The organism is Cellulophaga geojensis KL-A, assembly GCF_000568425.1.
In the GTDB taxonomy this organism is placed as follows: domain Bacteria; phylum Bacteroidota; class Bacteroidia; order Flavobacteriales; family Flavobacteriaceae; genus Cellulophaga; species Cellulophaga lytica.
Map to the genome: position 1 here is coordinate 288,865 of NZ_ARZX01000001.1, position 14,557 is coordinate 303,421.

At 32.1% G+C, this 14,557-nt stretch carries 9 protein-coding genes and 1 riboswitch; of the genes, 1 reads left to right on the top strand and 8 read right to left on the bottom strand.

Annotation, left to right across the window (positions count from 1 at the left end; translation table 11 throughout):
- Window positions 1-106: 106 nt before the first annotated feature.
- A riboswitch (SAM riboswitch) is annotated at window positions 107-220 on the bottom strand.
- Window positions 221-401: 181 nt separating this feature from the next.
- From KLA_RS01355 to KLA_RS01375, 5 genes are all read right to left on the bottom strand, one after another.
- Window positions 402-1,067, bottom strand: a complete 666-nt coding sequence (locus KLA_RS01355; RefSeq protein WP_034643064.1) for an RloB family protein — start codon at window positions 1,065-1,067, stop codon at window positions 402-404.
- Between the two features lie 2 nt (window positions 1,068-1,069).
- A complete protein-coding gene (locus KLA_RS01360) occupies window positions 1,070-2,446 on the bottom strand; it encodes an AAA family ATPase (protein ID WP_034643067.1) in 1,377 nt (458 codons plus the stop codon).
- Window positions 2,447-2,701: 255 nt separating this feature from the next.
- Window positions 2,702-3,958: a methionine adenosyltransferase gene (gene metK, locus KLA_RS01365; RefSeq protein ID WP_013621530.1), complete on the bottom strand. Its 1,257-nt coding sequence runs from the start codon at window positions 3,956-3,958 to the stop codon at window positions 2,702-2,704.
- A gap of 276 nt (window positions 3,959-4,234) precedes the next feature.
- On the bottom strand, window positions 4,235-7,003 hold the full coding sequence (locus tag KLA_RS01370) for a carboxypeptidase-like regulatory domain-containing protein (protein WP_034643069.1): 2,769 nt from the start codon (window positions 7,001-7,003) through the stop codon (window positions 4,235-4,237).
- Between the two features lie 29 nt (window positions 7,004-7,032).
- Complete coding sequence (locus KLA_RS01375; protein WP_013621528.1) at window positions 7,033-7,866, bottom strand: GLPGLI family protein; 834 nt, start codon at window positions 7,864-7,866, stop codon at window positions 7,033-7,035.
- A 285-nt stretch (window positions 7,867-8,151) separates the two neighbouring features.
- Between KLA_RS01375 and KLA_RS01380 the strand changes: the two genes are divergently transcribed.
- Window positions 8,152-8,772, top strand: coding sequence for a deoxynucleoside kinase (locus KLA_RS01380; RefSeq protein ID WP_013621527.1), 621 nt, complete (start codon window positions 8,152-8,154; stop codon window positions 8,770-8,772).
- Window positions 8,773-8,830: 58 nt separating this feature from the next.
- On the opposite strand, the gene KLA_RS01385 is transcribed toward KLA_RS01380, so the two are convergent.
- From KLA_RS01385 to KLA_RS01395, 3 genes are all read right to left on the bottom strand, one after another.
- A complete protein-coding gene (locus tag KLA_RS01385; RefSeq protein WP_034643071.1) occupies window positions 8,831-11,275 on the bottom strand; it encodes a sodium-translocating pyrophosphatase in 2,445 nt (814 codons plus the stop codon).
- Between the two features lie 120 nt (window positions 11,276-11,395).
- Window positions 11,396-11,923, bottom strand: coding sequence for an inorganic diphosphatase (locus tag KLA_RS01390; protein ID WP_013621525.1), 528 nt, complete (start codon window positions 11,921-11,923; stop codon window positions 11,396-11,398).
- 84 nt (window positions 11,924-12,007) lie between these two features.
- Window positions 12,008-14,506: a DUF5686 family protein gene (locus KLA_RS01395; RefSeq protein WP_034643074.1), complete on the bottom strand. Its 2,499-nt coding sequence runs from the start codon at window positions 14,504-14,506 to the stop codon at window positions 12,008-12,010.
- Window positions 14,507-14,557 lie beyond the last annotated feature (51 nt).

The window sequence follows — 14,557 nt, forward strand, 5'->3', positions numbered from 1 at the left end:
AAATAAAAAAGCCAAAACCGCGTCTTGCCGACTTTGCAAGATGGTTTAAAATTAAATGAGTTAAAAAGAAATTGGAAATTTGCTTTGTGTAAATAAAAAGCTTGTTTCGTTATCTGCCTATAGTACCGATGTACTTGGTAGAATTTAGCACCTTCTTTGTATGAGCAAAGGGTTGCTAAGGCTTCATTGGGTCTAATCCCTCCGCCTTTCTTGATAACTATTCAATAAGTGTTTTGAACTTTGAGCTACAAATATATGTTCAGAAAAATTTAATATCCTAATCTTTTTTGAAAAAATATTGATTTTAACCTTTTTAACAAGCTTAAATAACAGAAACACAATATTTGTTTGTTTTTGTAACGATTTATTAAATCATTAAAGCAGAAACATTTTGTAAAATTCTAGGTTTTTAGCAGTTTTTCAATCAATTTGTATATATGAGAACCTAATTTTTTTGGATATGGTTCATTTTTATTATCTAAATTTTTAGCTCTGTCAATTGCTATTTTAGTTAAAGGTAAGAATATTTCAGGATTTGGCTTTTTATTATATCCTCTTCCTTGTAAATCACCTAGAACAACATCAATATGGTTTTTCTTTCTACTTTCAGATGCGTTTTCTAAAAGTTTATTTACCTCGCTTTCATTGTATTCTGTAATGTCTTTTAGATGCAATATTAACCATATTTCAAAGCAAGGATTACTCATAGCTAAAAAGAAGTTATTTTCTTTCTTGCAATCAGCTACTAATTTGTCAAAATCAATTTTATGTATAGTTTCCCAATGGTCTCTATCTATAATTAGCCAAAATTCATCTGTTTTTTTAAATTGATAATCTAATTTAGCTTTTTTGAGTAATTTTTTAACACTCAAGGGATCTGTTCCAGAGTTTTCTTCTTTTTTTAACGGGACAATTTCAATTAAACCTGAATCATTGAAAAATACAGACTCTCGAAAGTCGTTAAAATATTTCTTTTCACTTACTGTACCTTCATAAGATAAAACGAATAACTTTTCAGCATCCAAGAAACCTCCTTTTCTAATTAATGGTATTGGTTCTCTTGGCATATTTAATTAAATTGAGGTATAACCGTTAAATTCTCTCTGTTTCCAAACTTAGGAACACCTTTGTATCTTCCTAATAGATAATCTCGTCTAACTTCTTTATCAAATCTAATACTGTAATCTTCCAATGAATGTAATCGACTTGCTCCCATTTTGTCTTTTACAACAAACCAAATTTCATCTTTTCGAAGCAATTTTTGAGTCAAAAGTGTTGATTCGTGGCTGGCAACAATAAACTGACTGTTGACATTTTTGCACTTGGATAGAAAGAAATCAAATAAGTCGTATATCAAATTGGGATGTAAACTTCTTTCCATTTCGTCAATTACGAAGACGTTATCTCCTTTGAAAAAATCAATTATTAGTGGTATTAAATCCATTATTCTTCTTGTACCATCTGATTCATCTCTTAAATCAAATAATTCGTAACCACCACCTGTAATTTTATGTTTTGTTTTCAAAAGCTGAGCCCTCAATGTTCTGTCTTTAAGTATAGAAATAACATAGTATTTGTCATCTTGGACATTAGAAATAAATGCATTAGTTTTTTCTGATTTATCTCCCAATAAATCATTCTCTATATCTTTTAAGATTTCACTTGGAATATCAATTTTCTCAATATCTACCTCTTTAAATTCTATTCCATCAATACCTGTGTCAAAATATCCAAGCATTTCGGTAAACACTTTATTTAAGTCTGTGTCTTCTAGCAGTTCAAACTTTTTACCTACATTTTTAGAATTCGGATAAATAACTGTTAATGCATTTTGAAACCAATCTATAACATTGATAAGATCGTCAATATTTGAAACATTTTCCTTAACTTTTCGTGTTCTTATTTCAGACAAAAAAAGTTGATTTTTTTGAGTTCCTTTTGCGGTGAATTCTAAAAATTGTTTTTCTTCTGTTTTTTTGTTTTTGCTAAGAATTGCGTCTAAGTCAAATTCCTTTGGTCTATTTTTATCTCTTGTAAAAATTTCTTTTTCAGATTTTTTAGATATTTCATAAAGCCATTCTTCTATTATTTCCTTAGAATTAAAAACAAATCCATAAGCGTAATTTTTGTTCTTGTGTTGAATCTCGTACTCAATTCTAGAGTTTTGATTTAATAGCTTTTTGTCTAGTTTGAAGCTACTATATTTTATAGGTTGTTCTGCTTTATTTCCTTTAAGAATAAGTTCTTTTCCGAATTCAATAGCTTTGATTAAATTGGATTTCCCAGATGCATTAGCACCATAAACTACAGCTGTTTTAAGAGCGGAAGTTCCTTTTATTGATTTGGATTTATGATGTGATTTTAAAGTTCCTCTTCCTGGAATAAGAGAAAATACTTCTCGATCTTTAAATGATAGAAAATTCTCAACTGCAAACCTTATTAGCATAATTCTGTTTGTTTTTTATGTAAATTTAGTGAAAAAATCACATTTAATCGCGCGTAAAAATAAAATCGATAAACTTTATAAAGCAATTGTGTTAGGGATTGTAGTGAAAATCCTTTTTTATTTTTCTTAAAAAAGATTGCAACAAAAAGCCCGACCCTTGTGGTAACACCCAAATAAATAGTAAAATATTAAACACAAAAAAAAGTGCTTTACCGTTACAGCAAAGCACTTATATATATTATTAAAAACTTTATTTTAAAGGTTAAAAGCGGTTTTTACTGCGCTTACCATATCTAGTTTTTCCCAAGTAAAAAGTTCTACTTCTTTCTCTACCTTACCATTATATGGAGACTCAAAAACTTTTGTGATTGTTTTTGGTTCTTTCCCCATATGACCATAAGCTGCGGTTTCTAAATAAATAGGGTTTCTTAGCTTTAAACGGTCTTCTATGGCAAACGGGCGCATATCAAAAATTTGCGCTACTATTTTGGCAATTTCTCCGTCTGTTAAATTTACTTTTGCAGTACCGTATGTGTCTACATAAATAGAAGTTGGCTCTACCACACCAATGGCGTAACTTACTTGTACCAAAATCTCATCTGCAATACCTGCTGCTACTAAATTTTTAGCTGCGTGCCTTGCTGCATATGCTGCACTACGGTCTACTTTACTTGGATCTTTACCACTAAATGCACCACCACCATGGGCGCCTTTACCACCGTAGGTATCTACTATAATTTTACGTCCTGTTAAACCTGTGTCTCCGTGTGGACCACCAATTACAAATTTACCTGTTGGGTTAATGTGGTACTGTATTTTGCTTGTAAATAATGCTTGTACCTTCTCTGGAAATTGCGCTATTACTTTAGGCATTAAAATAGAGATAATATCTGATTTTATTTGCGCTAACATTTTTTCATCATTAGCATCAAAATCGTCATGCTGTGTAGATACAACAATAGTATCTATACGCTGTGGCACGTTATCGTCTGAATATTCTATAGTTACTTGCGCCTTAGCATCTGGGCGTAAATAAGAGATTTGTTTACCCTCTCTACGCAATGCGGCAAGTTCTTGTAATATTTTATGCGAAATATCTAATGCCAGTGGCATATAGTTTTCTGTTTCTTTGCTAGCGTAACCAAACATCATACCTTGGTCCCCTGCTCCTTGCTCTTCTTTAGAGCCACGGTCTACACCTTGGTTAATGTCTTGTGACTGTTCATGAATTAATGAGATAACACCACAAGAATCTCCACTAAACTGGTAAGCTCCTTTTGTGTAACCAATGTTATTAATTACCTCACGTGCTATGTTTTGCAAGTCTACATAGGTATTGCTTTTTACCTCACCTGCAAGTACTACTTGCCCAGTTGTAACTAGGGTTTCACAAGCTACTTTACTTTCTGGATCAAAAGCTAAAAAATTGTCTAATAATGCATCACTAATTTGATCTGCAATTTTATCTGGATGTCCTTCACTTACAGATTCTGATGTGAATAAATATGCCATAATATTGTGCTTCTATTGTTAGTAGAGGAATGGTAAGTTAGATTGCAAAAAAACAGGAAAAGGCGTCAAAAAAAATTAACTAAATCTGTTTTAGCATTTTTTGTAGTACTGAGAATCAGTATACGAGGTTGCAATCAGTCAAATCCTTCCTCTTAAATTAGATTGCAAAAGTATAAAATTAGATTGGTTCTAAAATAGTTTTAACGAAAAAATAAGAGGCTACAGTTACAAATTAATTTGCAATCCATAGCCTCTATATAAACAAACAATGCTGTATTACAGGTTGTACCTTACTTTTAAGGTTACATATCTAGGTTGTATAAAATACTCACTTGTGCTAACATACAAAGTATTATCACTATCCTGATTTAAAGATTCTGTATTAAATAAGTTAGTTACTCCTAAAATATACTCCCATTTACTATCCTTTTTTTGATAACCTAAGGTAGCATCCATAAAAGAATATGTATTTAAACTTTCTATCTCGTTTTTGTAATTGTAATAAGAGTAGTCTGCATTAAAAATAAAATCTCTTAAAAAAGTAGCATCTAGCTTTACGCTTGGTTGATGTGTATAATATTTTATACTAGAGCCATTTGGCTGCTCATAATTGTTTACTGCTAGGTTGTATCCAAACTCTATATTTGGCGCATTTAAAAAACGTGTTCCTAAGCTACCTCTGTAAGTAGTTGTAAAAGACTCGTTAATTGCCTGTTCATTATCTACTATTTGGTTAAACTTAGAATAATTCATAGTTGCTCCTAAACCAGCTTTTATTTTACCAAAAGTTCGCTCAAAAGATCCGTTTGCAGAAAAGGTCTCGTCTGCAAAGTTAGAGTTAAATGGAGACGATATTCTGTTAGATGTTTGTATAAACTCTTCATCTGATGTTGCAGGATAATCTAGATTAGGGTAATTTAAGAAGTCTGAGATGTTACGTACTTGGTCTACCCTTTTGTTATATGATAATGATGCTCTAATATTGCTAAAATTAAACATATTAAAATTGTTATAACGCAATGTTAAGTTATGAGACAATGCACTTTCTAAATCTCTGTTACCCTGAAAAAGAGAATTGTAATTGTTCATTACAAAAGAAGATGCAAACTGGTTAACATCAGAAAAACTTGTCATCATTCTGTAATTAAAGTTAATATCTTCACTCTTTTTAATTTGTAATCTTGTATTAAAACTTGGTAATAAACGTACAAAATCATCTGTAACAGTAGATCCTAATTGTTCATTTTTTGTAGTGTAATTGTGTACAGATACACCTGGTGTAAAGGTAAATGCACCAGCTTTTACTCTATACTCAAAGGCCATATAAATATCACTAAAGTTATACTTAACATCATTCTCTACAGAGCTCACTGCATCATCTAAGCTATATTTTGCTCCACTATCTAGTATCTGAAAAATTTCTGAATTAAATTTTTGTGTACTTAATAGAGAGCCAAGTGTAAACTTTACATTACTCTTATCTCCTGTAATATACCAGTAATCTATTTTTGCATCTAGCTTATTGGTTTTTACCATTTTGTCTTGCACAACATCATAACCATCTTGGGCTTGGTCCATACCTAAAACCTCATCTAACCTAAATTGATCACTCTGTGCTAAAGCAGCATTATAAAAAGGATCTTCTTCTTGAATTAAATACTGTGCCTCTACTGCAAAAATATTTTTAGCATTTAATGTGTAATAGTAATTAGCGTTTTGATTAATGCTGTAAGGATCTTGCTTTTGAACCTCATCTATATTACCCGTTAAATTAGAGAATAAATCTTGCACTTCTTTTTGACTAGATATTCTTCCAAAAATATCATAATCAAAATGGTTATCTGCATTTGGTTTGTAACTAGAACTTAATTTAATAAGAGCCAAATCACTCCTTTGGTTTGTAACACTCTCTGTAAGTTCATCTGGAGATGGTTGGCTACCATCTGCATTAGCCTTATATTGTCTAAATGTATTTTGTTGCATATCTGTAACATTACCAGAATAAATTGCAAAACCACTTAAATCCCACGTTTTTTTTGGCGAATAACTAAAGTTAGCTGCACCAAACTTAGAACTAATTTCTTGAGCTCTATTGTTTTGTAATGTTAAAAAACCCATATCACTAGAACCTACATTAAAGCTTGTACCAGTGTTAGCACTACCGCCATTACCAAAACCACCCGTAAATCTAAAATAGTCTCTACGTGTAAATGGCACCTCGCCAATATTGTTAAAATTGGTAATTAAGTTTATACTATAATTAGGGTTGTAATAAAATAATTTAGGGTGCGCAATATAACGTTCCTCATTACCAACGCCTGCTGTAATTTCTCCAAACCAAAAATTCTTTTTACCTTCTTTTAGTTTTATGTTAATTGCGTAATTGTCTTGATTATCTGTTACACCTTTTAATTGTCCAACCTCGTTATAGTTTTTTAAAACCTGAATTTTATCTAATGCATTTGCAGGTATATTTTTAGATGCCAATTTACTATCGCCATCAAAAAAGTCTTTACCTTCTACCATTACTTTACCTACAGACTGCCCTTCTACTTCAATTTCCCCATCATCATTAACCTCTACACCTGGTAAATTTTTAAGAACATCTTCAAGCTTTTTTTCTGTACCAGTAGCAAAAGAATCTGCGTTATACTCTATAGTATCACCTTTTACGTTTACAGGCATCTCATACGTAATTTCTACACCGTCTAAACTTTCTGCTTCATCTAACAATGTAAAATCTCTTTTTACATCTACCTCCTTAGTTTCTAAAACAATTTCTCTTGTTTTAAATCCCAAGTAACTTACTTTAATGTTGTACTTAGAGTTTTCATTTACATTCATTTTGTAAATACCTTTTTCATTGGTAATTCCAAAACCATCTAACGCTTTAGTTTCTGCATTAATAGCTACTACATTAGCCATCTCTAAAGGGTTATTAAGGCTATCCTTAACAACACCAGTAATTGTTATTTTTTGTGCCTGTACAGTTCCAGTTATAGTAATACATACCATAACCATAAAAAACTTTATGAATTTGCTCATTATAAATTTGTATTATTTTTTGATAAAAATTAACGACCTCTTCCTCCTCTATTACCTCCTCTACGAAAGTTCTCCATCATTTCCTGACGCTTTTTTATCATAAGCTCATCAAAGTCTTTTTGATTAATATCTTTTCCTTTGGTTGGTGCTTTTACCTCTACAACATCATCTGCGTTCATAACAATTTTACTACAAACCAAAGTAGATCCTTCTTGTTCTACCTCTAAAATTAAACCAGGTAATCCCCAGTATTCTGCAGGACCTTGACTAATAGGAATATCTAATGTATACCAAGCCACAACTGTTTTTTCTGTAGGTATTTCACGTTCAGGCTGTTCTCCTTGTCTACCACGTCTAAACATTCTGGTCATAGAACCTACACCTGTAGTATCTATTGGAGTTGTAAGTGTTGCCTTATAAACTGTATAGTTTCCTATTTTTTTAGTTTCTGAGCCCATTTTCCACTCAGGTTTTTTTAGCTCATCCTTAATTAAAAAGTTTTTACTATACATTTCTACTTGGTTGGTATAGTTTTGCTCTTTAATATTTTTGTAATATTTACCAGTAGAACCACTACCCATAAAACGCATCCAACCTGGTCCGCTACCTCCAGGAGCCTCTAATTTTTCATCTTCTACGTAGTAAGACTCGGTTCTGTTAAACGTTAAAATATATGTTTTTTCCATAGCGCTTTTCATACGCTCCATAATTTCTTTTTTACGAGCCTCTGGCATATCTCTACCTCCAAAATCTGGCGCTTTAGTAAGCTTTGTTTCATAAATGGCTTTACCTTGAAATTCTTGAGCCGTTGCAGTAAACACTGTACTTATTAATGTTATTGCTATTAAAAAAATATTTCTCATTTTATCTGTGGTTTATATCCTTGTGGGATAGTTAGCTTTCAACTACTTAGACTGTTAACTTTTAATTTAGTTTAATTGCTAACCACCTTTTTTTTGAAAAAATCATTTTACACATACGTATATGACTTATTTTATCGTTGTAACTTTGCATAAATACAATGGTTTGCTACTGTTTTTAAAAAGTTTTGAGTTTATTACTGTAAACATTTTTAGATACTAGTCTTATCTTGTATATTGTGCGACCCCTATATCGGTCTAATAAAAAAATTAAAACACATACAGAATATGCATATTGCAGTAGCAGGAAACATAGGTGCAGGGAAAACAACTTTAACTAGATTACTAGCCAAGCATTTTAATTGGCAACCAAATTTTGAAGATGTAGTAGACAATCCTTACTTAGATGATTTTTACAACCAAATGGAGCGTTGGAGTTTTAATTTGCAGATATACTTTTTAAATAGCAGATTTAGACAAATTTTACAAATTAGAGAAAGCGGTAAAGATATAATACAGGACAGAACAATTTATGAAGATGCCTTTATTTTTGCTCCTAACTTACACGCAATGGGCTTATTAACAAACAGAGATTTTGAAAACTACACAAGTCTTTTTGAGTTAATGGAAAGCTTAGTACAACCACCAGATTTGCTTATTTATTTAAGAAGTTCTATTCCTAATTTGGTAAACCAAATACATAAAAGAGGAAGAGAATATGAAAACACCATTTCTATTGACTATTTAAGCAGGTTAAATGAACGCTATGAAGCTTGGATACACGGTTATGACAAAGGAAACTTATTAATTATTGACGTAGATAATTTAAACTTTGTTGATGATCCTGAAGATTTAGGATTTGTTATTAATAAAATAGATGCCGAAATAAACGGATTATTTCAGCCTTAAAAAATAAAAACCACACTAAAAAGTGTGGTTTTTTTTATTGACTTAATAATGTCTTATATCATTTTTTATAATCTAGTTCTACTTCAATAGTATTAGAGTTATTGTCTTTAGATACATTAACCTCTATACCTTCTTTTTCTTTAGCAGCTTTTACTTTTTCTGTAATTTCTTCTACAGTACCATTTACAACTTGTACATTTTTATTTACTTCTCCGTCTTTTGTAGTTATTGTTGTAATAGTTGCTACAGCCAAATCGTTATTAGTAGCATCAACTTTTACATTAAATTCTTTTTTGGTTTGATGTTCTTCAGATGCAGTTCCATCCTCTATATGTCCGCCTAAAATAGGAGCTATAACCAAGCCAATTAAACACGTTAATTTTATTAATATATTCATTGATGGGCCAGAAGTATCTTTAAAAGGATCACCAACTGTATCCCCTGTAACCGCAGCTTTGTGTGCATCAGAACCTTTAAAAGTCATTTCTCCGTTAATCTCTACTCCTGCTTCAAAAGATTTTTTAGCATTATCCCAAGCTCCACCAGCGTTGTTCTGAAAAATTGCCCAAAGCACACCACTTACTGTAACGCCTGCCATATAACCACCAAGCATTTCTGCAATGGCCATATTATTCATACCAAATAACATAGGAACAAATGCAATTACTAACGGAAAACCTATGGTTAACAAACCAGGTAACATCATCTCTTTTAAAGATGCTTTAGTAGAAATTGCTACACACTTATCATACTCTGGTTTTCCTGTTCCTTCCATAATACCAGGAATATCTTTAAACTGTCTACGTACTTCCTGAACCATCTCCATTGCAGCTTTACCTACAGCATTCATAGCTAAGGCAGAGAACACTACAGGTACCATTCCGCCAACAAACAACATTGCTAATACTGGTGCTTTAAAAATGTTAATACCATCTATACCTGTAAAAGTTACATAAGCAGCAAACAACGCTAAAGATGTTAATGCCGCAGAAGCAATAGCAAAGCCTTTACCCGTAGCAGCTGTTGTATTACCAACCGAGTCTAAAATATCTGTACGTTCACGTACAATTGGCTCTTGCTCACTCATTTCTGCAATACCACCTGCATTGTCAGATATTGGTCCAAACGCATCTATAGCCAATTGCATAGCCGTAGTTGCCATCATTGCAGAGGCAGCCAAGGCTACACCATAAAAACCTGCAAAAGCATAAGAGGCCCAAATAGCACCTGCAAATAATAAGACTGACGGGAATGTAGAAATCATACCAGTTGCCAAACCTGCAATAATGTTAGTACCTGCACCTGTACTAGATTGTTGTACAATTTTTAAAATAGGTTTTTTACCCAGACCTGTATAGTATTCTGTTACTGATGAAATTACAGCACCAACTACCAAACCAACTAGGGTTGCATAAAAAACTCGCATAGAGGAAATAGCTACCTTTCCTTCTCCAAAAAATTCCATTTGCATTGTTTCTGGTAGCATCCAAGTAACTAATGCAAAACAAGAAGCTGCAACTAAACCTATAGAAACCCAATTTCCTAAATTTAAAGCACCCATAACCTGTGCCTCTTTAGCATCATTATTCTTTATTTTAACCAGTATTGTACCTATAATAGAAATTATAATACCAGCGCCAGCAATAGCCATTGGCAGTAAAATTGGCCCAATACCTCCAAAGGCATCTTGTATAGAGCCTCCCATATCTTTTATAACATAATTACCCAAAACCATAGCTGCTAAAACGGTAGCTACATAAGAACCAAACAAATCTGCTCCCATACCTGCTACATCACCTACATTATCACCTACATTATCTGCAATTGTAGCTGGGTTTCTGGGATCATCTTCAGGAATACCTGCTTCTACCTTACCTACCAAATCTGCTCCCACATCTGCAGCTTTTGTATAAATTCCGCCTCCTACTCTAGCAAACAAAGCAATAGACTCTGCTCCTAAAGAGAAGCCTGCAAGTGTTTCTAATACAATTGTCATATCGCCAACATTTGTCCATCCGTTAGGCATAAAAACGTATTGATAAAAAATTATAAAAAAAGCGGTCAACCCTAAAACTGCTAAACCTGCAACACCAAGTCCCATTACAGTTCCGCCACCAAAAGATATTTTTAAAGCATTAGGCAAGCTAGTACGTGCTGCTTGTGTGGTTCTAACATTTGTTTTGGTTGCTATTTTCATACCTATATTACCAGCAAAGGCAGAGAATATAGCTCCAAAAATAAAAGCAACTACAATTAACCAATGAGTTGTGGGTACTACAACAGATACTATTGCGAGTAATACACTTACAATAACCACAAAAACAGACAAAAGCTTGTACTCAGCATTTAAAAATGCCAATGCACCTTCGTAGATGTGATCTGAAATTTCTTTCATTTTACCATCACCAGCATCTTGTTTCATTACCCAAGACTGTTTTATAACCATATAAACCAGTCCTAATATCGCCATTATAATAGGCGCATAAATAATCATTGACTCCATATTTTTATAATTGTTTAATTATTAGCCTAGTAAATGTAAGAAAATGAAACTTAACAAAAAAACCCTTTCATATTTATCATATAAAAGGGTTTTTAGGTAATTTACTGATGATTTTACATTTTAAATCTTAAAAGCATTTTTAGATTTAAATTCACTTTCATCATATCTCTCTATACATTTATTTAAAATATCGTAAGCTTCTTTGGCATCTCCCCAACCACCTACGTCTACTTTTTTCTTCTCTAAATCTTTATACACCTGAAAGAAATGTTCTATTTCTTTTATTTGGTGAGGGTTCATATCTGATAAATCATTTAATATGTTCCAAATTGGATCTGATACAGGTACACAGATAATTTTTTCATCTGGACCTTTTTCATCTGCCATATGAAAAACCCCTATTGGTTTTACTTCTACAACACACATTGGAAAAGTTGGCTCCCCTCCTAAAACTAATACATCTAATGGATCACCATCTAATGCTAAAGTTTCTGGTATAAAACCGTAATCTGCAGGATACATCATTGAAGAAAATAACATTCTATCAAAACGTATCTTTTTTAAATCAAAATCGTATTCGTACTTATTTCTACTTCCTTTTGGAATCTCTATTAATACATCAAAAGATGTTTTTCCGTGTTTAGTCATTCTTATTATTAATTATTGTACAAAAATAGTGTAATCTATAGTAACAGAAAGTATTTTTTAGTTTAAATTAATGATAGCATTATATTAAAAATTAAACCCAAAAGAACCTGTTACACTAAAAGGTCTTGCATTTGGATTATCAAAATAGTTTCCTCTAAAGTTAAAGTCAACGCGTAATATTTTAAAAATATTGCCTATTCCAAAAGAATATTCCCAGTACATCTGGTCTGACGGTGCCATTAATGGAATATTGGTTGGTGCATTTAAAGCTATATTTTCTGATGAAAGTTCTCCCCAAACACCTCTTAAACCTACAATTTCTCTTAAATTAAGCTTTCTCATAAATGGTATACGAGAAAACAGCCTACCATTAAAATTATGTTCTAAATGCACAGATGCGTACGTATCTGTTACAAATTCATAAAAATCTAGGTTAGGAAATGTGTTGTAGATAGAAAATAATGTTTGGTTACCTGGTATTACATTAAGCAAACCTAAAGGTACCTCACCAAATGTTTTGCCAATTTCTACAGTACTATACAACCTACCAAAACCACCAATTTGCCATGGTTGGCCGTAAGAAAACTGAACCTTATCATAATCAAAATCACTATCCATTGGACCTTTAAATCCTTTAGAATAATTAAATAGCAGGGTACTATACTCGTCATTTATGTTTTTACGTTCTACTCCGTAACCAATTGTACGTTTACCTGGCGTATAAATTAATGTTGTAGTAAAGTCTAACTGCTTAATTTGTGACGAGATCCCTGTTGGAGACTCCGCATCTACATAATCTAAACTAAACGCATTTGGCAAAGCAGAACTTAGCTTCCTGTATGAGTTACCAACGCGTAGTCTTAAATTATTAACGGGTTCTACCTCTATACTAAAGGCAGATAAATCTATATTTGTTAATCTATCATTAGAACCTACAGTAAATACAGATGAGGAGGCAATACTTCTACCCAACACATCATTGGTAGCTGTTAAACTAAGCCCTAGTTGTTCTATATCTTGCCTGTGTCCTCCAGAAATTATTAGTCTACTTTTTTTATCTACCAACCACTTAGCAGAAATACCGTGTTTTACTTTATCATCATCAAAACCATAGGCCAAATAACCTTCTACACGCCAAGGATCATTTTGTCCAAAATAAGTACGTGCGCCTGCTCTTACACGAACGCCTTCTGCATCATTATAACCAAAAACACTGTACACGTCTCCTATATCTAAATTCCACTTATCTATTTCTACATAACCAGAACCTAAAATACTTACAATATTGTAGTAACTTTTAAACTTAGGTACAGTTTTTAAAGTATCTAAAAGCTCATAAACCCCTTTTTCATCTTTATTTAAACGCTCTAGTCTATTTTTTGTCCAAAAAGTATCATCTCTACTAAACGCTTCCGGACTGTATTCATCTACGCTTTGTTTATAGAATTTTTTGTCCTTAGGAATATCAAATTTATAATTATTGTAAATGGTAGTACGTTTACCATAAATACCTTTAGAGCTTTCTTTTTTGTTAAGACTAAAATCACTTAACATATAATCTCTCTTTAATAGAAAAACAGAATCGTTAACCACATCAAACTCCTGCTCTATGTAAATTTCTTTAACCCAGTTAATATTGGCACTTTTTGTAACCTCTAGATTAATTTTTTTAATAGCGTAGGTAGAATCGTTTACCCAAAAATCCCCTTTAAAGGTAAGTTCGTTTTTTCTTCTAGGGTAATAGATAATATTGTAGCACCATTTGTTGTCTATAAAAGCGCTGTCTGCCAAGGCATAATTATATACATCTACACCTGTTTTAGAAAGCGGACTAGTAAAACTTTTATCAAAAAACTTTAAATAGTTGTTGTAAATATCATAGTCTGAATATAAATCTTCTACAAAAGCTGTTATAGCTTGGTTGTTAGAAAAACCAGAGTTTTTACTCCCTTGTAATTTTTCTTTTTTTACTCCTAAAACATTATCGCCATTAACTTTATGAAAAGTTTCATTTAAAAAAATAGGTAAATATGTTTTACCAGTTACTCTAGAGGTATCTAAATCATCAAAAACAAACTCTAACCCCCTAAACATTTTACTTTTAATTAGCGCACTGTCTATGGTATTAAGGTCAAACTCTACTTTTTCATACTTATCATACTCATACTGCTTGTATTTACGCAAGCCATTTTCCCTTTTTTTAGCCCATATTTTTTTAAGAATATCTATGGCAGGATTATTTTTTTTAGAAAGTTTTCCCGAAAAAATAACTACTTCATCTAACTGCTCTCCAGACTCTTTTAAAACAGCTTCTATTTTATAGGTAACTTTTGCTGTAAGCGGTATATCTAAAGTTTCATAACCTACAAACGATATTTGTAAAACCGAATGGTTATTGTCTGACTCCATATAAAAGCGACCATCATCATTAGTAATGGTTCCTTCTGTAGAGTTTTTAAACAATACATTGGCAAATGCAACTGGTTCCCCAAATTCATCTAAAACAACACCACTTACTTTTGTCTGTGCAAAATTTAAAACACTAACAAAACAAAATAGAACAAAAAAGAATTTTTTTATCATAACTAATTCTTAAAAGCAACCTATACTATCTATAGTTTTAAAAAAAGAAAA

What these genes read in the sequence shown, in the direction of transcription:
- KLA_RS01370 (WP_034643069.1), bottom strand. Translation starts at nt 7,003, where the DNA reads ATGAGCAAATTCATAAAGTTTTTTATGGTTATGGTATGTATTACTATA.
- KLA_RS01360 (WP_034643067.1), bottom strand. Translation starts at nt 2,446, where the DNA reads ATGCTAATAAGGTTTGCAGTTGAGAATTTTCTATCATTTAAAGATCGA.
- KLA_RS01385 (WP_034643071.1), bottom strand. Translation starts at nt 11,275, where the DNA reads ATGGAGTCAATGATTATTTATGCGCCTATTATAATGGCGATATTAGGA.
- KLA_RS01375 (WP_013621528.1), bottom strand. Translation starts at nt 7,866, where the DNA reads ATGAGAAATATTTTTTTAATAGCAATAACATTAATAAGTACAGTGTTT.
- KLA_RS01395 (WP_034643074.1), bottom strand. Translation starts at nt 14,506, where the DNA reads ATGATAAAAAAATTCTTTTTTGTTCTATTTTGTTTTGTTAGTGTTTTA.
- KLA_RS01380 (WP_013621527.1), top strand. Translation starts at nt 8,152, where the DNA reads ATGCATATTGCAGTAGCAGGAAACATAGGTGCAGGGAAAACAACTTTA.
- KLA_RS01390 (WP_013621525.1), bottom strand. Translation starts at nt 11,923, where the DNA reads ATGACTAAACACGGAAAAACATCTTTTGATGTATTAATAGAGATTCCA.
- metK (WP_013621530.1), bottom strand. Translation starts at nt 3,958, where the DNA reads ATGGCATATTTATTCACATCAGAATCTGTAAGTGAAGGACATCCAGAT.
- KLA_RS01355 (WP_034643064.1), bottom strand. Translation starts at nt 1,067, where the DNA reads ATGCCAAGAGAACCAATACCATTAATTAGAAAAGGAGGTTTCTTGGAT.